Source organism: Pseudomonas kitaguniensis, from assembly GCF_009296165.1.
In the GTDB taxonomy this organism is placed as follows: domain Bacteria; phylum Pseudomonadota; class Gammaproteobacteria; order Pseudomonadales; family Pseudomonadaceae; genus Aquipseudomonas; species Aquipseudomonas kitaguniensis.
In genome coordinates this window covers 1-18,820 of record NZ_VUAZ01000030.1, presented here as the reverse complement: position 1 = coordinate 18,820, position 18,820 = coordinate 1, and the positions used below count along the sequence as shown (strand labels likewise).

Sequence of the window (18,820 nt, the reverse complement as noted above, 5' to 3'; positions counted from 1 at the left end):
CCAGACAGAATAGCGTCTTGGGCCGGTGTTCGGTGTTTCATTACGCGACGCGTTTTCGGTAAAGCCGCACACCACCCAACAGCAGGGCGAGCAGCCCAAGCACAGCGGCGCCGATCCAGCTCAGGCTGTCGTAGCTCAACAGCGGTTTTTCGATGCGCCAATAGCCCTGCTGCTCAAACACTTGGCGCATGGCCTGGTTGGCCTGTTTCAAGCTTACGGCCTTGATGCGTTTGACCGGGTCGCTGAAATGGCCGTTGGCGTAATCGCCGGACGCGCTCCAATAATAATCGGCCAGCGCGCTGTTACCTTGAACCGCCCAAGCCTGGCGGGCGATGGCAGCCTGTTGCAGGCGGGCAAATACCGCCGGGGCAAGGCCGTCCTTGAGCAGTTGCGCCTTGAGGTCTTGCAGCACGTGTTCGGCTTCGGGCAGCGAGTCCCGCTCAAGGTCAGCATTCAGGCTGATGAAGCCGACGCCGCCCAGCACTTCGCGCTCGCTCCATGGGCCGTAGGACAAACTGTGCGCGAGGCGCAATTGACGGTACAGCGCCCAGTCGAAGTAATCCTTGAGCAGGTCGTAGGTTTCATCGTGCTGCTCGTCCAGCACCGGCTCGGGGAACAGCCAGTGCAGCTTGGCGCTGTCACCAAGCCAGCCGTGGATCAGGTCGCGGTGAGTGGCGGCGGTGTGCTGGATCTCGGGCAGCGGCAGATGCTCGCTCGGCTCGACCGGCTCAAGCTGGCCATAGGTGCGTTCCAGATAGGCCGGCAGCAGTTTGTCGAGTTCGCCGACGATGATCAGGGTCATGTTGTTGGGCGCGTACCAATGTTTGCGCAGCGTGGCCAACTGCTCTCGGGTCAGCTGGCCAACCTCGGCGCGTTCGGCGCATTTGAGCCCCAATTCAACGGCCAGTTGGTTGCTGGCGTTGTGGCCGAGGTCTTGACGGTCGATCAGGCGTTGCAGGTGCGAGTAATGGCCGCCGTCTTCGCGCTCGACCACCCGCTTGGCGGCATTGATGTTGGCGTCGGTCAGCTCGGTACGGGTGATGATCGCCAGCAACAGGTCGAGCACTTTGCGCTGGTTTTGCGCCGGTGCCTCGATCACAAAGGTGGTGTCGGCATTGCTGGTGTAGGCATTCCACTCACCGCCCAAGGCTTGCATGCGGTCTTCGAGGTCGCCTTCGCCGCCGCCGTCGATGCCGCTGAACAGCAAGTGTTCGAGCAGGTGCGGCAGTTCCTTTTCTTCGCAGGGGAAGTCATCCAGGCCCACACCCACCACCAGGCGGATAGCCACGTGCCCGCGCTCGGTGCCCGGTTTGAGCAGCAATTGCAGGCCGTTGGGCAAGCTGTAGCCCTCAACTTGCAAGCGGTCAAAGGCAATGGCGTGTGCCGAACCCAAAAGCAGGCAGGCGAATAACAGGCGACGCATAACAAGCTTCCTGGCGAATGGGGTCGGTTGTTAACTGACTTCGCTCGCCGTCGTACGTTCAGGGCGAATGGGTAATGTCGGTCATATCTTCAGCGGAGAGTGCGCCGGTGTCGAACGTTTCGAGTACCACGTAGGCACTGCTGCAGAACAGCGAGTTGAGGCGTTTCATATCGGCAATCAGTTCCAAATGCAGGGAACTGGTCTCCAGGCTCTGGACGATTTTGCGCTGCAGGCGGCTGACGTGCGCGTGGGCCAGACGGCGCTCTTGAGCGCGGAAGCGGCGTTTCTCGCGCAGCAATTGCCGGGCGCTTTCCGGGTCGGCGCTGAGGAACACTGACAAGCCCAGGCGCAGGTTGGCGATCAGTTGAGTCTGCAAGTCGGCGAGTTCTTCCAGGCCGACTTCAGAGAACTGCCGACGCTGCGCGGTTTTTTGCTGCTGGACTTTACGCAGCATGCGCTCGATCAGGTCGCCGGCGAGTTTCAAGTTGATCGACAGTTCGATGATCTCGGCCCAGCGGCGGCTGTCATGTTCGCTGAGGTCTTCGCGGGGCATTTGCGCCAGGTAAAGTTTGATCGCGCTGTAGAGCGCTTCGACGTCATCGCTGAGGCTGCGCATGGCCTGGGTCATCGCGGTTTGCTTGCCGCGCAGCACTTCGAGCATCGCGCTGAGCATGTTGTCGATCAGGTCGCCCAGGCGCAGTGTTTCCCGCGCGGCGTTAGCCAGCGCAAGGCTCGGCGTGGCGAGTGCGGTGGGGTCCAGGTGGCGCGGCTTGGCTTTGCCGTTGGCCTCCGCTTGTTCCGGCAGCAGCCAGGCGCACAAGCGTGCCATTGGGCCGATGGTCGGCAGCAGGATCAGGCAGCGGCTGAGGTTGTAGAGCAGGTGGAAGCTAATCACCATGTCTTGGGCGCTGTAGTCCAAACCGTCCATCCAGCCGACAAGAGGGTCGAGGACCGGAATGATCAGCAACAGGCCGATCAGCTTGTACAACAGGCTGCCCAGCGCCACTTGCCGACCGGCGGTGTTTTGCATGCTGGTGCTGAGGAAGGCCAGCACACCGCTGCCGATGTTGGCGCCGATCACCAAGCCAATAGCCACGTGCAGGCCGATCACGCCGGCGCCGGCCAGGGTGGCGGTCAGCAGTACCGCGGCCAGGCTGGAGTAAGAAATCATCGCGAACATGGCGCCGACCAAGGCATCCAGCAGGATGTCGCCGGTCAGCGAGGCAAACAGCACCTTGACGCCTTGGGCATGGGTTATCGGCCCGGCGGCTTCGACGATCAATTGCAGCGCCAAAATGATCAGGCCGAGGCCGATGCCGACGCGGCCCATCTGCCCTGCCCGCGTCTGTTTGCGCGACAGGAAGAAAATCACCCCGAGAAAAATCAGCAACGGCGACAGCCACGACAAGTCGAACGTCAGTACGCGCGCCATCAACGCTGTACCCACATCGGCACCGAGCATGGTCGCCAGTGCGGGCGTTAGGCTCATCAGGCCCTGGCCGACAAACGAGGTCACCAGCATGGCGGTGGCGTTGCTGCTCTGCACCATGGCGGTGACCAGGATACCGGCGACAAATGCCAGCCAGCGCCTCGCCATGTTTTGCCCGATGACTTGGCGCAAGTTGGAACCGTAGACCCGCAAGATACCGGTTCGCACGATGTGCGTGCCCCAGATAAGCAGGGTCACGGCGGAAAGCAGGTTGAGCAAGGTCAGCATGCTCGGCCCTCCGTGGTGAATGCGCCCCAAGCGGGGCGAAGAAAAGTTGCCGCGTGCCGTTCTACCGCTGTACTTAAGCTGTAGTTGGCGGATGGGCTCTGCGCCAGCATCGCATAGCTAAAGTGGGGATTGAAACAAAACTGTCATGAAGATCGCTCCCCTCGCCGTGGGTGGGGATGCATCCAGTAACGCTTTGGGTCAGCACTACGCGCAAAAAAAAGGGGCTTATAAAAAGCCTCTTTGGTCTGGCTTGGGTTTATTGACCGCGAACATCCTTGCGCAGTTTCACCGGGTCTTGCTGTTTCTTGTTTTTCGCCCTGGCGGTGCGCATCTTGATGTTGATCGCCTCTACGGCCAGCGAGAAGGCCATGGCGAAGTAGACGTAGCCTTTTGGCACGTGCACATCAAAGGATTCGGCGATCAACACCGTACCGACCACCAGCAGGAATGACAGCGCGAGCATTTTCAGCGACGGGTGCTTGTCGATGAATTCGCTGATGGTGCCGGCGGCCAGCATCATCACCAGTACGGCCACAATGATCGCGGCGATCATCACCGGTACATGCGAAACCATGCCGACCGCTGTGATCACCGAGTCGAGCGAGAACACGATGTCGATGATCGCGATCTGAATGATGGTGTAGATGAACTTGCCGCCCTTGCCGCCTGGCTCTTCGTTGGCTTCGTCTTCACCTTCCAGGGCGTGGTACATCTCTTGAGAGCTTTTCCACAGCAGGAACAGACCACCGAAGAACAGGATCAAGTCGCGGCCGGAAATACCCTGGCCGATTACCACGAACAGGTCGTTGGTCAGTTGCATGACCCACGTGATCGACAGCAGTAACAGGATTCGCGTGACCATCGCCAGCGCCAAGCCGAAGATCCGGGTACGCGCCTGCATTGCCTTGGGCATGCGGCTGACCAGGATCGAAATCATGATGATGTTATCGATGCCCAAGACGATTTCGAGGGCTGTCAGAGTGAAGAAGGCAATCCAGATCTCCGGATTGGTGAGCCATTCCATGTGTAGTCCTTAGAACAAATGTTAAACCGCGCGCGCTGCCACGCCGCGCGGTGAGTGGGTACGATTACAGCGTGCTGAACAGCGGAAAAATCCCCATCAGCAGTGCAGCGACCAGTATGCACAGGCAAACCAGCACCGCCCATTTCAGCGTAAAGCGTTGGTGGTCGCCAAATTCTATACCGGCCAGCGCCACCAACAAGTAGGTCGAGGGAACCAGCGGGCTGAGCAAGTGCACGGGTTGACCGACGATGGACGCGCGCGCCATCTCTACAGCGCTGATGCCGTAGTGGCTGGCCGCTTCGGCGAGTACGGGCAGTACGCCGTAGTAGAACGCATCGTTGGACATGAAAAAGGTAAACGGCATGCTCACCAGTGCGGTGATCACGGCCAGGTACGGGCCCAGCGCTTCAGGGATGACGGCCAGCAGGCTTTTGGACATGGCGTCGACCATGCCGGTGCCCGACAGAATGCCGGTGAAAATACCCGCAGCGAAGATCAAGCCAACCACCGCCAGGACGCTGCCGGCGTGGGCGGCGACGCGGTCTTTTTGCTGTTGCAGGCACGGGTAGTTAACGATCATCGCAATACTGAACGCCACCATGAACAGTACCGGCAGCGGCAGCAAACCGGCGATCAGGGTGCACATCAGGGCCAGGGTCAGGGCGCCGTTGAACCAGATCAACTTCGGACGGCGCGCATCCGGGTACTGCGAGACGCTGATTTCGCTGTGGTCAATTTCGTCGCCTTGCAGGTGCAGCTCACCCAAGCGTGCACGTTCACGCTTGCCGTACATATAGGCGATCGCCAGGATCGCCACCACGCCTGCGGCCATCGCCGGGATCATCGGTACAAAGATGTCCGACGGGTCTACATGCAGCGCGCTTGCGGCCCGCGCGGTCGGGCCGCCCCACGGGGTCATGTTCATCACGCCACCGGCCAGAATAATCAGGCCGGCCATGATCCGTGGGCTCATGCCGATGCGCTTGTACAGCGGCAGCATGGCAGCCACGCAGATCATGTAGGTGGTGGCGCCGTCACCGTCGAGGGAAACCACCAGCGCCAGTACGGCAGTGCCGACCGAGACTTTCAGCGGGTCGCCCTTGACCATCTTGAGGATCTTGCGCACGGCGGGGTCGAACAGGCCGGAGTCGATCATCAGGGCAAAGTAGAGAATGGCGAACATCAGCATCACGCCGGTCGGCGCAAGCTTGGTGATGCCTTCGAGCATCATCGGGCCGATCTTCGGTGCGAAACCGCCGAACAGCGCGAACAGGATCGGCACGATGATCAGGGCTATCAGCGCAGACAAGCGCTTGGTCATGATCAGGAACATGAACGTGATGACCATGGCAAAGCCAAGGAAAGTCAGCATAGGAGTACTCCAGGCGTAGCGCGGCTAAGGAATGGCGAACCGAAATGCGGGTCAGCGCAGAACGAAAGGCACGAGGCGTACGGGCGGAGTTGGGGCAAGCAGGCGGGTTGTCGCAGACATCAGGGATCACCATTGTTGTTGTTAAAAGCCGGTCTTTTGCCGGTAGTGGGGCGATCCTAGACGGGGAAGCTTTCAGCCAGCTTTCGCTGGCAAGCAGATGTTGAGAGGTTTTTCCGTTTTTCTGTCGGAAAAATCAGGGTAACTCCAAACCACCGGCGGCTTTGTGCAGTGCCCGTAGATGCTCGCCCACCTGTTTGAGGTTGGCTTCGCAGGCGGCAATTTCGGCAGCGCGGGAAGGCTCCAGCAGCACCCTCACCTCTTTATCCAGTTCGCCGCTCAGCGATTGCAACTGCTTCTGGCGCTCGGCGCTTTCGGATTCCAGGCGCTTGGATTCCGAAGGTTGCGGCAGGCCGTAGCCGCTACTGCCAAGCAATTCCGCCGGGCGGCTGAGGAAGCCGCTGTTGGCGAGGATCTGTTGCAGCGTCTTGTTGGCCTTTTCCATGCCGCCGTTTTTCAGCTCGCGGGCACCCAGGTAACGCTGTTTGACTTCGTCTTGGGCCAGCATCAGTTGCTTGCGATAGCTGGCCTGTTCCAGCAGCAGCAACGCGGCGCTGGTGCGCAGGTCGGCCTGGCTGAACCATTGGCGGCGCTCCTCTGCGCTGAGCGACAACCAGTCTTCGACCTGGGTTTGCTTGATCGGCAGGTGTTTGCGCAACACCTCGAACATCGCCTGGTAGCGCTCACGGAACGAGTCGAAGTGATAACCCCGGCGCAGCGCCTCGCGTTTGTCATTGAGTACGCTGGTGTCAGCCAGCCCGCGTGCGGCGAGCACCTCCAGCAAACCGTTGGGGGTGATGTTATCCAGCCCGGTGAGCTGTGGATTGGCGCTGCCACTGCGCAACAGTTTCAGGCTCTCTACCGCGCAGTTGTTGGAGATGAAGAAGTAATTGCCGTCGTAGCTCCAGTGCATTTCGGCGGCGTGTTCCACGGTGTCGTTGATCTCTTGGCGCGTCAGCTTCAACGGCACAGACGCCAGGCCGCGCAATTCGGTCTTGGTGTACTCGTCGATCACTTGGGCCAGCGGCAGTACGAACAGCCGCGACGGGTATTTGCCGACCAGGCCGTCCCAACTCGATAGCTGTACGTCGCCGACGAACGCGCGGTAAGACAGCACCAAGTGTTGGTCCAGGTCCAGCCGACAGTCGGGGCCGCGTGGGCGGCCCGGCGCGCAAATCACCAGGCGCAGCATGCTGTGGCCCCAGCGGCTCACCAGGTTCTGGTTGGCTTCGGCCAGCAGGTAGTCGATTTCATACACCCGCTCCGGGTCGATATGGCCCAGCGGGGTTTTGGCGAAATCGTTGCCTGCATTGAGAAACGCGTAGGTCTTGGCGCAGGTGTCTTGCTCTGGCGGTGCCCAGCCGAAGTGTTCCTTGTAGTAGCGAAACAATGCGGGGCGGCGGCAGGCGTAGCTCGGGTCGAGCAGGAAGTACTCCATGTTGACCGCCACGAACTCCAGAGGGCTGGTGGTTTCGTAGATGTCCGGGCTGCGTACGACCTGATTGTTGTGCTGTTCCCGCTCACCGCGGCGGCCGACGTATTGCGGCCAACCGGCAAGGTCGAGCAAGCGTGGGTCGTCACTCAAGGTAAAGCGGCGGTCATTTTGGCCACGGCATTGATCGGGTAGGCCAATCAAGCCAGTGATGTTGTTCTGGCGGCTGCAGCGCTGGATCAGTGCGCGGTCGTCTTTGGACCACAGGCGCGCACGGTCATAAATGTGGGTCAGTTCATGCAGCACGGTGGCGAGCATTTCGCGGCGCACGGTGCCGTGGGGGCGGTTGGTTTTTTGGGTGGCGGCGCTGCCGTCGGTCAAGCTTTCGAGCAGGTTTTGGTTGAGGTCCAGCTCAGACACCAGTGACGCCTGGCCGTAAGCGTTTTCGGGCATCTTGTCGGTCCAGCCGACATCGATTCGACGGTCGAGCTGCTCGACAAAGCGCGGCGGCAAAGCACGCATCGCTTCATCGAGCAACGCCTGGCTGGCCTGCTGTTGGGCCGGGCTCAAGCCATCGGTCTTGAGCCGCAGTTGCAGGCTGGCCTGGGCTGCGCTTGCACAGAGCAGCACAGTGGCGGCCAGTAGCCAGGCGACCAGGCGCCTCACAGTGCGAGGATAGCTTCGGCCAGGGTCTGGTCGCTGGCATCGCGGGCTTCCGGCACGCGGGTGCGCAAGGTGTCGAAGGCGGCTTCCAACTGCGCACCACGGATGTCGCCATTGGTGGCGACGAAGCTGGCAGCGTCATCGTGGGCTTCGCGCACGATTTTGGAGTCGCGGATGGACGTGGTGGTGTCTGAGGTGAAGTCAATGGTGCGGGCCGAAGCACGTACAACAATGTTACTGGTGGCCTTGAGGGTTTGCGCGTGGGCAACATCGGCCAACAACAGCAGGCCGAGAGCGGCGGCGATCAGCGGGCTACGCATGGACTAACTCCAAAATACAAAGATGGTTATTGGACGAGAATTGCTTGCGCCAGTTCACGGTCACTGGCGTTAAGTTTTGGCCGGGTGCGGCGCAGGTAATCCAGCGCGGATTCCAGGCGTGCTCCCCGCCATTGGCCGTCAGTGGCAATAAAAGCGGCAGCGTCATCCTGGGCGGCCAGTACCATTTTTCTGTCAAACGGCGCGGAGGTCACTTTGCTGGTGGCGTAGGCACTGATGACAGTGCTCTGAGTGCTCACGTCAAAGGCTTGCGCCCAAGGTGACCAGCAGGCTGAAAACAGCGCGGGAACGATCAACAGGCGGTATGAAAAAACCATGGGACTCGACAACTGAAAGCGAGCGCCAAGGCTAGCGCAATGCCCGGGCGAGAGCCAGCGCCGACACATTTGGAAGCGACTGGCGCTTCCAAATGTAGAACAGCCGTCAGATGGTCAGAATGGCCTGGGCCAGTTGTGCGTCAGTGGCAGCGTTCAGTTGCGGCGCTTGTTGGCGGATCTGCGCCAGGGCGCTTTCCAGTTTCACGCCACGGATCGCGCCTTCGCTGGCAACAAAACTTGCAGCGTCGTCACGGGCAGCCTGTACGACTTTATTGTCGCGCAGGGAAGACGTGGCATCCGAGCTGGCGTCGGAAGTGGCTTTTAATGCGCCGACGATCGAATCGGTGGTCACGATAAAGCTGCTCGCGTTGGCATTGGCAGCCAAGGCGAACAAGGCAGCAGCACTTAACAGGCGAAGACGGGACATGGGATGACTCCTGTAGATGAACAGATAAAGCGGCGCAAAACGGCCACTGCGAAACGGGCATTGTTGCTGTTAGGCATCAGACGCCCGTTCTACAAGGTTCGCCACGTAGTGGAGCGATCTTAAGCCGCAGTTCATCGGTTCGGGAAGACCCTGACCGTTCAGTTTCGCCAGAACGGCCCGGATCTCAAATTGTACTGCCTGACCGAGATATTTATTTAACTGTACTGGTTTCTTGAAAGGCTGCAGTTTTGCGCACCAAAAGCTGAATCGCAGAAGCAACAAAGCCCGCCTCCGGTTACCCGGGGCGGGCTTTGTTTTTACAATTCAAGTTGCTGGCGGTGGACCCGGTGGGTCAGGGCCAGCGGGCGCTCATTAGCGCCAGAACGGCTTGCTCAGCTCTTCGTAGCGTTGAGCTTCGCTGATACCGGCGTCAGCCAGCAGACGCGAATCCAGACGAGCCAATTGATGGCGGCTGGAGATGCGGCGCTGCCACAACATCAGGTTGGCAATAACGCGCAAAGGCATGGAAGCCTGGGTGTTTACAGCTTTTTCTTCAAAGAACAGATCGGAACTGAGTGTACGTTCCATGGTGACATCCTTCCGCTTGTGGCGGGATTAGGTAGTGGTTTAACTGATGCCAATGATCCTCCTCCGGCACAAGACTCACTAGATACAGTTCACCTGTATTGTGCGAGGCCAGTTAGCTGTTTATAAGGGCTGTACTGTACGGAAATGGGGCAACTGTACCTGTCTGCACTGAAAGTGTGCAAAATTGGCTTCTCTGGCAGATTGCGTAGGGTATTTCGGTAGGAAACTACCGGTACAGCAGTACAGTTTTTACGGAAGTGTCATTGAAACAGGCGGGCTGATGAAACTGTATCTGCATCAGCCCGAATCTGTATCAATCAGGCCTTGAGCATATGCCCGGTTTCTTCCAGGTTAATGTGCCAACTGAGCGCTTCGCGCAGGATGTGCGGGGTGTGCCCGCCGATGGCGCAAGCGGTTTCGAAGTAGGTGTTCAGCGCATCGCGGTACGCCGGGTGCACACAGTTGTCGATGATCACCCGTGCGCGTTCACGCGGCGCGAGGCCACGCAGGTCGGCCAGGCCGACTTCGGTGACCAGAATATCGACGTCATGCTCGGTGTGGTCCACATGGCTGACCATCGGCACCACGCTGGAGATCGCGCCGCCCTTGGCAATCGACTTGGTGACGAAGATCGCCAAATGCGCATTGCGCGCGAAGTCCCCCGAGCCGCCAATGCCGTTCATCATCCGCGTACCGCAGACATGCGTGGAGTTGACGTTGCCGTAAATGTCGAATTCAAGCGCGGTGTTGATACCGATAATCCCCAGGCGGCGCACCACTTCAGGGTGGTTGGAGATTTCCTGCGGGCGCAGTACCAGTTTGTCCTTGTAGTGTTCCAGGTTGCCGAATACGTCGGCATTGCGCCGCTCGGACAAGGTGATCGAACTGCCGGAGGCAAAGCTCAGCTTGCCGGCGTCGATCAGGTCGAACGTCGAATCCTGCAGCACTTCCGAGTACATGGTCAGGTCTTCGAACGGCGAATCGATCAGGCCGCACATGACCGCGTTGGCGATGTTGCCGATCCCGGCCTGCAGCGGGCCGAGCTTGTTGGTCATACGGCCAGCGTCGACTTCCTGCTTGAGGAAGTTGATCAGGTGATTGGCGATGCCCTGGGTATCAGCGTCAGGCGGCGTGACGGTGGAGGCCGAGTCGGCCTGGTTGGTGATCACAATGGCGACGATCTTTTCCGGCGGAATCGGAATCGCGGTGCTGCCAATCCGGTCGTCGACTTTAACCAGCGGGATCGGCGTGCGAGTCGGCCGGTAAGTCGGTATATAAATGTCGTGCAGCCCTTCCAGGTTCGGGTTGTGCGCGAGGTTGATCTCAATGATCACTTGCTTGGCGAAGATCGCGAAACTGGCCGAGTTGCCCACGGAGGTGGTCGGTACGATATGCCCTTGTTCGGTGATCGCGATCGCTTCGATCACCGCAATGTCCGGCAACTTGAGCTGGTTGTTGCGCAGTTGCTCAACGGTTTCCGACAAATGCTGGTCGATAAACATCACTTGGCCCGCGTTGATCGCCTTGCGCAGGGTGCTGTCGACCTGGAATGGCATGCGTCGGGACAGCACGCCGGCTTCGGTCAGTTGCTTGTCCAGGTCATTGCCCAGGCTGGCGCCGGTCATCAGGGTGATTTTCAGCGGCGAGGTCTTGGCGCGTTCGGCCAGGGCGTGGGGCACGGCCTTGGCTTCACCGGCACGGGTGAAGCCGCTCATGCCGACGGTCATGCCGTCCTCGATCAGTGCGGCGGCGTCTGCCGCGCTCATGACCTTGTTCAACAACGAAGGCAAGCGGATACGATCACGGTACATGGATTGTTATCTCGGGCTACGGAAGCAAGGTGCGCAGTTTAGTGATTTCAAAAAGTTTCGGCGCGCTACCATGGTCGAATGCCATGCAGCGATTTAGAGCCTTTGGTCGGGTTTCATGCGCTCATAAAAAACCCCAGCCTACGCGAGGCCGGGGTTCAGGGTATTGCGCTGGCGCAGAATTATTCGACGGCTTTGACCATGTCTTCGATGACCTTTTTGGCATCACCGAAGACCATCATGGTCTTGTCCAGGTAGAACAACTCGTTGTCCAGGCCCGCATAGCCGCTGGCCATCGAGCGCTTGTTGACGATGATGGTCTTGGCCTTGAAGGCTTCCAGAATCGGCATGCCGGCGATCGGCGAGTTCGGGTCGTTCTTGGCGGCCGGGTTGACCACATCGTTGGCGCCCAGCACCAGCACCACATCGGCCTGGCCGAACTCGGAGCTGATGTCTTCCATTTCGAATACTTGGTCGTAAGGCACTTCCGCCTCGGCCAGCAGCACGTTCATGTGCCCGGGCATGCGGCCAGCCACGGGGTGGATCGCGTACTTAACGGTCACACCGCGGTGGGTCAGCTTTTCGGTCAGCTCTTTAAGCGCGTGCTGCGCCCTGGCCACGGCCAAGCCATAGCCCGGCACGATGATCACTGTGTCAGCGTTGGTCAGCAGGAAGGTCGCATCGTCGGCAGAGCCGGACTTCACCGGGCGGGCTTCTTTCGAGCCTGCAGCAGCGGTTGCATCGGCAGTGTTGCCGAAACCACCGAGCAGCACATTAAAGAAGGAACGGTTCATCGCCTTGCACATGATGTACGAGAGGATCGCGCCGCTGGAGCCGACCAGCGAGCCTGCGATGATCAGCATCGAGTTATTCAGCGAGAAGCCGATACCCGCCGCCGCCCAGCCGGAATAGCTGTTAAGCATCGAGACGACCACCGGCATGTCGGCGCCGCCAATCGGGATGATGATCAGCACGCCGAGCACGAAGGCCAGCGCCAGCATCAAGGCGAAGGCGCTGAGGTTGCCGGTGAACATGAACGCAAGGCCCAGGCCCAGCGTTGCCAGGCCGAGCACCAGGTTCAGTTTGTGCTGCCCGCCGAACTGTACCGGTGCGCCCTGGAACAGACGGAACGTGTACTTGCCCGACAGCTTGCCAAAGGCGATCACCGAGCCGGAGAAGGTAATGGCACCGATCGCGGCGCCGAGGAACAGCTCCAGGCGGTTACCGGCAGGAATCGAATCACCCAGGTGTTTGACGATGCCCAACGATTGCGGCTCAACCACCGCTGCGATGGCGATGAATACCGCCGCCAAGCCGATCATGCTGTGCATGAACGCCACCAGCTCCGGCATTTTGGTCATTTCAACGCGCTTGGCCATTATCGAGCCCGCGGTGCCGCCGATCAGCAGGCCGACAATCACGTAGCCGATGCCGGCGGTTGCAAGCTCGGCGCCGAGCTTATAGATGAGGCCCACGGTAGTCAGCACGGCCAGCGCCATGCCGAGCATGCCGAACAGGTTGCCGCGTCGCGACGTGGTGGGGTGCGACAGGCCTTTGAGGGCCTGGATGAAGCAGATCGACGCGATCAAGTAGAGCGTCGTAACCAGATTCATGCTCATTACTTTGGCGCCTCTTCTTTTACTTTCGGGGCTTTCTTCTTGAACATCTCAAGCATCCTGCGGGTCACCAGGAAGCCACCGAACACGTTGACCGCCGCCAGCGCCACGGCCAGGGTGCCCATGGTTTTACCCAGCGGCGTAACGGTGAGGGCTGCCGCCAGCATGGCGCCGACGATCACGATCGCCGAAATAGCGTTGGTCACTGCCATCAACGGAGTGTGCAGTGCAGGTGTGACGTTCCAGACCACGTGATAACCGACATAAATCGCCAGTACAAAGATGATCAGGTTGTAGATACCGGGGGAGATAAGCTCTTCCATCGTCTGAATCCTTGTTTAGGCGTTTTTGCGGATGACTTGGCCGTCGCGGCACATCAGGCACGCGGCGACGATGTCGTCTTCGAGGTTGATTTCAAACTGCCCTTCCTGGTTAAACACCAGCTTGAGGAAGTCCAGCAGGTTGCGCGCATACAAGGCCGACGCGTCGGCGGCTACAGCGCCCGCCAGGTTGGTAGGGCCGCAAATGATGACGCCGTTTTCCACCACCACTTGGTCAGCGACGGTCAGCGGGCAGTTGCCGCCCTGCGCCGCCGCGAGGTCGATGACGACTGAGCCGGGTTTCATCTGCGCAACGGTATCGGCGCTGAGCAAGGTCGGCGCTTTACGGCCGGGGATCAGCGCGGTAGTGATGACGATGTCGGCTTGCTTGGCGCGTTCGTGCACGGCCAGGGCTTGGCGTTGCATCCAGCTGGCCGGCATCGGGCGCGCATAACCACCGACGCCGACGGCGCATTCACGTTCTTCATCGGTTTCGTACGGCACGTCGACGAACTTGGCCCCAAGCGATTCGATTTGCTCTTTTACGGCGGGGCGAACGTCGGACGCTTCGATCACCGCACCCAGACGTTTCGCCGTGGCGATGGCCTGCAAGCCCGCAACGCCAGCGCCGAGAACCAGCACCCGAGCGGCTTTGACGGTGCCCGCGGCGGTCATCAACATCGGCATGAAGCGTGGGTAGTGATGGGCTGCCAGCAGCACCGCTTTATAGCCGGCGATGTTCGCCTGAGACGACAGTACGTCGAGGCTCTGGGCGCGCGACGTGCGCGGTGCAGCTTCCAGTGCGAAGGCGGTGATGCCGCACTCGGCCAGCTTGGCAATGGTCTCGTTGCTGAACGGGTTGAGCATGCCCACCACGACGCTGCCGCTTTTGATCAGCGCAAGCTCGCTGTCACTGGGGGCAACCACCTTCAGAATCAGCTCGGCGCCAAACGCATCGCTCGCACTGCCAAGGGTTGCGCCAGCGGTTGCATAGGCACTGTCGACGATGCTGGCGTTAAGGCCTGCGCCGTTTTGTACCGTGACCTTGTGGCCCTGGCCGATCAGCTTCTTGATGGTTTCCGGGGTGGCAGCTACCCGCGTTTCACCGGTCTGGGTTTCGAGAGGAACACCAATGTGCACGTCAAATCTCCTGCATGATCTTTTTGCTTTGATTTTGTAAAAAGGCCAGTGCACCGCGAGTGGCGCAACTGGGGCGGCCGATCAGCACGACCCCGCTGAAATGACAGCGGGGCGCGGCATTTTGCAGGCGAACTTTACGGCCTTCAAGAGATTATGACGGGTGACGAAAAATTAACTACAAGTCACCCTGTGACTGATTGTCGCAATACGCGGCGATAAACCCTTTTAATACAGGTGGTTAAAGGGTTAAAGCGGTGTTAAATCGCGTTTTTGATTTCTCGCGTGAATAACCGTACATGGATCGGTAATAGTCCCTACAGCCCCTGATAGTAGCGGCTTGCAGTTGGATTTTTGGCTTCTTCGCACAATCCATAAAAAGCGACATATACGTATATCTGTAGGATTTTTATTTAGCTGACTACAAGGTCAGTAAATTGGAATCGGCCTTTAAATATGGGTGCTGTAGCGCTGTGATTGGTCGATCAGCCAATCCCTGAAAGCGTGTAATGACGCGGATTCGACTTTTCTCTCGGGAATTATCAGGTAATAAGCCTTCGAGCTGCTCAGCGCTTCTTGGCTCGCGATTACCAGCCGGCGCTCGTTCAGTTCGCGTTGAATCAGGAACGGCGGGATCAATGCAATGCCCATGTCGTGCATGGCTGCTTGGGACAGCATTGAGAATAGCTCGTAACGAGGGCCTGTCATGTCGCGGGGCACGCTGAGCTGTTGGGCGTTGAACCATTGGCGCCACGCATAAGGGCGGGTGGTCTGCTGCAGCAGTGGCAGTTCTGCGATGGCCTGCGGGCTGAAGTGCGTGCGGCTGCCGAGCAGGGTCGGGCTGCACACTGGAACCGGGTTTTCGCCCATCAGCCTGTGGGATTCGGTACCCGACCAATCGGCATCGCCAAAGTAGATTGCTGCGTCGAATTCGGTATCGGCAAATAGAAAGGGTCGCGTGCGGTTGGTGAGGTTGACCGTCACTTCCGGGTGTCGGCATTGAAAGTCCTTGAGGCGCGGGATCAACCATTGCGTGCCAAAAGTTGGCACCACTGCCAGTTCGATCACGTTGGCGCCCTGCTGCCCCATGACCGACAAAGTGTCGCGCTCCACGGCGTCCAGTTGCATGGCGACGCGACGGCTATAGGACAGCCCTGCTTCCGTCAGCTTTACCCCGCGTCGCGATCGCCGAAACAGCTCGACACTTAAAAATTCCTCAAGGCTCGCAATTTGTCGGCAGATCGCACCTTGGGTGATGGAAAGCTCAAGCGCCGCCTTGGTAAAGCTCTCGTGGCGAGCCGCCGCTTCAAAACTGACCAGGGCGGTGGTGCTGGGAATTTTTCTGCGCATATACGTTGTACTCACATATAAAGCGCGTCTGCGCCCTTCTCGGTGGTTTCGGAGTGAGAAATTAGCACAACCTTATGCACAAACCTCGTTTGCCCTTGTCGCCCGCGCCGCCTAGGCTGCATCCACGACTTCTGATTTTTCCCGCGAGGACTTATTCATGGCTGGCAAGGCAAGCTTCAACTGGATTGATCCACTGTTGCTCGATCAGCAGCTCACCGAAGAAGAACGCATGGTGCGCGACAGCGCTGAGCAATTTGCCCAGGACAAGCTGGCCCCACGTGTGCTCGAAGCCTTCCGCCATGAACAGACCGACCCGGCGATTTTCCGTGAGATGGGCGAGACCGGCTTGCTGGGTGCGATGATCCCCGAGCAGTACGGTGGCAGTGGCTTGAGTTACGTCAGCTATGGGTTGATTGCGCGTGAGATCGAGCGTGTCGACTCCGGCTATCGCTCAATGATGAGCGTGCAGTCTTCATTGGTCATGGTGCCTATCAACGAATTCGGCACCGAGGCGCAAAAGCAGAAGTACCTGCCCAAGCTGGCGTCTGGTGAATGGATCGGCTGCTTCGGCCTGACCGAGCCGGACCACGGCTCCGACCCTGGCGCGATGATCACGCGTGCGCGCTCGGTGGACGGCGGCTACAGCCTGACCGGCGCGAAGATGTGGATCACCAACAGCCCGATCGCAGATGTGTTTGTGGTGTGGGGCAAGGACGATGCCGGCGATATTCGCGGTTTTATCCTGGAGAAAGGCTGGAAAGGTCTGAGCGCTCCGGCGATTCACGGCAAGGTCGGCCTGCGCGCCTCGATTACCGGTGAAATCGTCATGGACAACGTGTTTGTGCCGCAAGAGAACATCTTCCCGGATGTGCGTGGTTTGAAAGGCCCGTTCACCTGCCTTAACTCGGCGCGTTATGGCATCTCTTGGGGCGCGCTGGGTGCTGCTGAGTTCTGCTGGCACACCGCGCGCCAGTACACGCTTGATCGCAAGCAGTTCGGCCGCCCATTGGCAGCCACTCAATTGATCCAGAAGAAACTGGCCGACATGCAAACCGAGATCACGCTGGCCTTGCAAGGTTGCCTGCGCCTGGGCCGCATGAAGGACGAAGGGACGGCTGCGGTTGAAATTACGTCGATCATGAAGCGCAACTCGTGCGGCAAGTCCCTCGACATCGCGCGTATGGCGCGCGACATGCTGGGGGGCAACGGCATCTCGGACGAGTACGGCGTGGCGCGTCACCTGGTCAACCTGGAAGTGGTCAACACCTATGAGGGCACTCATGACGTGCACGCGTTGATTCTTGGCCGCGCGCAAACCGGTCTTCAAGCGTTCTATTAATAGGAGCACGGCATGGGCGCGCTTTCACATCTGCGGGTGCTGGACCTATCGCGAGTACTGGCGGGCCCTTGGGCCGGGCAGATCCTGGCGGACCTGGGCGCGGAGGTCATCAAGGTCGAGCGGCCGGGTAATGGTGATGACACGCGTGCATGGGGCCCGCCTTTCCTTAAGGACGCTTACGGCGAGAACACCAGTGAGGCGGCTTACTACCTGTCGGCCAACCGTAACAAGGAGTCGGTGACCATCGACTTCACGCGACCGGAAGGCCAGAAACTGGTGCGCGACCTGGCGGCCAAGTCCGACATCCTGATCGAGAACTTCAAGGTAGGTGGGCTGGCGGCGTATGGGCTGGACTATGAATCGCTCAAGGAGATCAACCCGCAGTTGATCTACTGCTCTATTACGGGCTTTGGTCAGACAGGCCCTTACGCGTCTCGCGCGGGTTACGACTTTATGATTCAAGGGCTGGGTGGGCTGATGAGCCTGACCGGTCGCCCAGAGGGTGAAGACGGTGCCGGGCCGGTCAAGGTGGGTGTGGCGTTGACCGACATCTTGACGGGGCTTTACTCGACCGTGGCGATCCTCGCGGCGCTGGCGCACCGGGATCACGACGGTGGTGGTCAGCATATCGACATGGCCTTGCTGGATGTACAGGTGGCGTGTCTGGCTAACCAGGCGATGAATTACCTGACGACGGGTGTGTCGCCGAAGCGCTTGGGTAACGCTCACCCGAATATCGTGCCTTATCAGGATTTCCCCACGGCTGATGGTGACTTCATCCTCACCGTCGGTAATGACGGGCAGTTTCGCAAGTTTGCCGAGGTGGCCGGGCAGCCGCAGTGGGCGGATGATCCGCGCTTTGCGACTAACAAGGTGCGGGTGGCTAACCGTGCAGAGCTGATCCCGCTGATTCGTCAGGCAACAGTCTTCAAAACCACGGCTGAGTGGGTCTCGCAGTTGGAGCGAGTGGGTGTGCCGTGTGGGCCTATCAATGACCTTGCGCAAGTGTTCGCCGACCCTCAGGTCAAGGCGCGTGGGTTGGCGATGGCATTGCCGCATGCGTTGGCGGGGCTGGTGCCTCAGGTGGCCAGCCCGATACGGCTGTCCAAAACCCCGGTTGAGTACCGTAGCGCGCCGCCTCTATTAGGCGAGCACACGGCTCAAGTACTGCAAAGTCTGCTGGGTTTGGCGCCGGCGCAGGTGGCTGCTTTAAAAGCAGCGGGCGTTATCTGAGCGTACCCTTCTATATAGAGAGCGTTAAGGGCGCTATTTAGGTTGTTTTTTAATCAATCCTAACTAATTGATAGAAAAGCAAAATTAACGGTTGACGGCAGATTCTGGGAGTCTATAATTCGCCCCACTTCCGGCGCAGTCGAAACGGAAAACTCCTTGGTAAACAAAGAGTTATGCGAGATTCGACAGCGAGTTGCCTCAGTTCATCGAAGCCCAGAAGGAGTTGGTAGAGCGGCGTTGTTTGGCTCTATTAACGTTTCGATCCTCTCGGTCGAAAGTGGAGAAAAAGAGGTGTTGACAGCAGCGTTTAACGCTGTAGAATTCGCCTCCCGCTAACGAGAGATCGGAAGCGCAAGTGGTTGAAGTTGTTGAAGAATTCTTCGAAAACTTCTGAAAAATAATCACTTGACAGCAAATGAGGCTGCTGTAGAATGCGCGCCTCGGTTGAGACGAAAGATCTTAACCAACCGCTCTTTAACAACTGAATCAAGCAATTCGTGTGGGTGCTTGTGGAGTCAGACTGATAGTCAACAAGATTATCAGCATCACAAGTTACTCCGCGAGAAATCAAAGATGTAACCAACGATTGCTGAGCCAAG

The 18,820-nt window shown here is 59.2% G+C and carries 16 protein-coding genes; 2 read left to right on the top strand and 14 right to left on the bottom strand.

The annotated features are described in order from the left end of the window. Window positions 1-40 precede the first annotated feature (40 nt). From F0169_RS06060 to F0169_RS05995, 14 genes are all read right to left on the bottom strand, one after another. On the bottom strand, window positions 41-1,423 hold the full coding sequence (locus F0169_RS06060; protein ID WP_152746006.1) for a M16 family metallopeptidase: 1,383 nt from the start codon (window positions 1,421-1,423) through the stop codon (window positions 41-43). Between the two features lie 58 nt (window positions 1,424-1,481). Beyond that, on the bottom strand, window positions 1,482-3,140 hold the full coding sequence (locus tag F0169_RS06055) for a Na/Pi cotransporter family protein (RefSeq protein WP_152746005.1): 1,659 nt from the start codon (window positions 3,138-3,140) through the stop codon (window positions 1,482-1,484). Between the two features lie 256 nt (window positions 3,141-3,396). Beyond that, window positions 3,397-4,164, bottom strand: a complete 768-nt coding sequence (locus tag F0169_RS06050; protein WP_122250172.1) for a TerC family protein — start codon at window positions 4,162-4,164, stop codon at window positions 3,397-3,399. Between the two features lie 64 nt (window positions 4,165-4,228). Continuing rightward, window positions 4,229-5,536, bottom strand: a complete 1,308-nt coding sequence (locus F0169_RS06045; RefSeq protein ID WP_152746004.1) for a CitMHS family transporter — start codon at window positions 5,534-5,536, stop codon at window positions 4,229-4,231. Window positions 5,537-5,789: 253 nt separating this feature from the next. Beyond that, window positions 5,790-7,751, bottom strand: a complete 1,962-nt coding sequence (locus tag F0169_RS06040; RefSeq protein WP_058413923.1) for a DUF7844 domain-containing protein — start codon at window positions 7,749-7,751, stop codon at window positions 5,790-5,792. Further along, a complete protein-coding gene (locus F0169_RS06035; protein WP_058413924.1) occupies window positions 7,748-8,068 on the bottom strand; it encodes a DUF2388 domain-containing protein in 321 nt (106 codons plus the stop codon). Before F0169_RS06035 ends, F0169_RS06040 begins: the two co-directional genes overlap by 4 nt. A gap of 26 nt (window positions 8,069-8,094) precedes the next feature. Then, complete coding sequence (locus F0169_RS06030; RefSeq protein ID WP_152746003.1) at window positions 8,095-8,403, bottom strand: DUF2388 domain-containing protein; 309 nt, start codon at window positions 8,401-8,403, stop codon at window positions 8,095-8,097. A gap of 106 nt (window positions 8,404-8,509) precedes the next feature. Then, window positions 8,510-8,830 carry a DUF2388 domain-containing protein gene (locus F0169_RS06025; RefSeq protein ID WP_152746002.1) on the bottom strand — a complete coding sequence of 107 codons (321 nt, stop codon included), beginning with the start codon at window positions 8,828-8,830 and terminating at the stop codon, window positions 8,510-8,512. A 372-nt stretch (window positions 8,831-9,202) separates the two neighbouring features. Then, window positions 9,203-9,418 carry a DUF1127 domain-containing protein gene (locus tag F0169_RS06020; RefSeq protein WP_099236514.1) on the bottom strand — a complete coding sequence of 72 codons (216 nt, stop codon included), beginning with the start codon at window positions 9,416-9,418 and terminating at the stop codon, window positions 9,203-9,205. Between the two features lie 317 nt (window positions 9,419-9,735). Further along, a complete protein-coding gene (locus tag F0169_RS06015; protein ID WP_058413928.1) occupies window positions 9,736-11,229 on the bottom strand; it encodes an acetyl-CoA hydrolase/transferase family protein in 1,494 nt (497 codons plus the stop codon). A 179-nt stretch (window positions 11,230-11,408) separates the two neighbouring features. Continuing rightward, on the bottom strand, window positions 11,409-12,845 hold the full coding sequence (locus F0169_RS06010; RefSeq protein WP_152746001.1) for an NAD(P)(+) transhydrogenase (Re/Si-specific) subunit beta: 1,437 nt from the start codon (window positions 12,843-12,845) through the stop codon (window positions 11,409-11,411). Continuing rightward, on the bottom strand, window positions 12,845-13,165 hold the full coding sequence (locus F0169_RS06005) for an NAD(P) transhydrogenase subunit alpha part 2 (RefSeq protein ID WP_003187417.1): 321 nt from the start codon (window positions 13,163-13,165) through the stop codon (window positions 12,845-12,847). The genes F0169_RS06010 and F0169_RS06005 overlap by 1 nt, the downstream gene beginning before the upstream one ends. A 15-nt stretch (window positions 13,166-13,180) precedes the next feature. Continuing rightward, window positions 13,181-14,302 carry a Re/Si-specific NAD(P)(+) transhydrogenase subunit alpha gene (locus F0169_RS06000; protein ID WP_172979347.1) on the bottom strand — a complete coding sequence of 374 codons (1,122 nt, stop codon included), beginning with the start codon at window positions 14,300-14,302 and terminating at the stop codon, window positions 13,181-13,183. Between the two features lie 447 nt (window positions 14,303-14,749). Next, window positions 14,750-15,649, bottom strand: coding sequence for a LysR family transcriptional regulator (locus F0169_RS05995; protein ID WP_152746000.1), 900 nt, complete (start codon window positions 15,647-15,649; stop codon window positions 14,750-14,752). 157 nt (window positions 15,650-15,806) lie between these two features. On the opposite strand from F0169_RS05995, the gene F0169_RS05990 reads away from it, so the two are divergent. Continuing rightward, a complete protein-coding gene (locus F0169_RS05990; protein ID WP_058413932.1) occupies window positions 15,807-16,988 on the top strand; it encodes an acyl-CoA dehydrogenase in 1,182 nt (393 codons plus the stop codon). Window positions 16,989-17,000: 12 nt separating this feature from the next. Further along, window positions 17,001-18,221: a CaiB/BaiF CoA transferase family protein gene (locus F0169_RS05985; RefSeq protein WP_122250165.1), complete on the top strand. Its 1,221-nt coding sequence runs from the start codon at window positions 17,001-17,003 to the stop codon at window positions 18,219-18,221. The last annotated feature ends 599 nt before the right edge of the window (window positions 18,222-18,820 follow it).

Coding starts and splice junctions, on each gene's coding strand:
- F0169_RS06005 (WP_003187417.1), bottom strand. CDS start 13,165: ATGGAAGAGCTTATCTCCCCCGGTATCTACAACCTGATCATCTTTGTA.
- F0169_RS05990 (WP_058413932.1), top strand. CDS start 15,807: ATGGCTGGCAAGGCAAGCTTCAACTGGATTGATCCACTGTTGCTCGAT.
- F0169_RS06030 (WP_152746003.1), bottom strand. CDS start 8,403: ATGGTTTTTTCATACCGCCTGTTGATCGTTCCCGCGCTGTTTTCAGCC.
- F0169_RS05985 (WP_122250165.1), top strand. CDS start 17,001: ATGGGCGCGCTTTCACATCTGCGGGTGCTGGACCTATCGCGAGTACTG.
- F0169_RS06055 (WP_152746005.1), bottom strand. CDS start 3,140: ATGCTGACCTTGCTCAACCTGCTTTCCGCCGTGACCCTGCTTATCTGG.
- F0169_RS06060 (WP_152746006.1), bottom strand. CDS start 1,423: ATGCGTCGCCTGTTATTCGCCTGCCTGCTTTTGGGTTCGGCACACGCC.
- F0169_RS06035 (WP_058413924.1), bottom strand. CDS start 8,068: ATGCGTAGCCCGCTGATCGCCGCCGCTCTCGGCCTGCTGTTGTTGGCC.
- F0169_RS05995 (WP_152746000.1), bottom strand. CDS start 15,649: ATGCGCAGAAAAATTCCCAGCACCACCGCCCTGGTCAGTTTTGAAGCG.
- F0169_RS06050 (WP_122250172.1), bottom strand. CDS start 4,164: ATGGAATGGCTCACCAATCCGGAGATCTGGATTGCCTTCTTCACTCTG.
- F0169_RS06025 (WP_152746002.1), bottom strand. CDS start 8,830: ATGTCCCGTCTTCGCCTGTTAAGTGCTGCTGCCTTGTTCGCCTTGGCT.
- F0169_RS06020 (WP_099236514.1), bottom strand. CDS start 9,418: ATGGAACGTACACTCAGTTCCGATCTGTTCTTTGAAGAAAAAGCTGTA.
- F0169_RS06010 (WP_152746001.1), bottom strand. CDS start 12,845: ATGAGCATGAATCTGGTTACGACGCTCTACTTGATCGCGTCGATCTGC.
- F0169_RS06015 (WP_058413928.1), bottom strand. CDS start 11,229: ATGTACCGTGATCGTATCCGCTTGCCTTCGTTGTTGAACAAGGTCATG.
- F0169_RS06045 (WP_152746004.1), bottom strand. CDS start 5,536: ATGCTGACTTTCCTTGGCTTTGCCATGGTCATCACGTTCATGTTCCTG.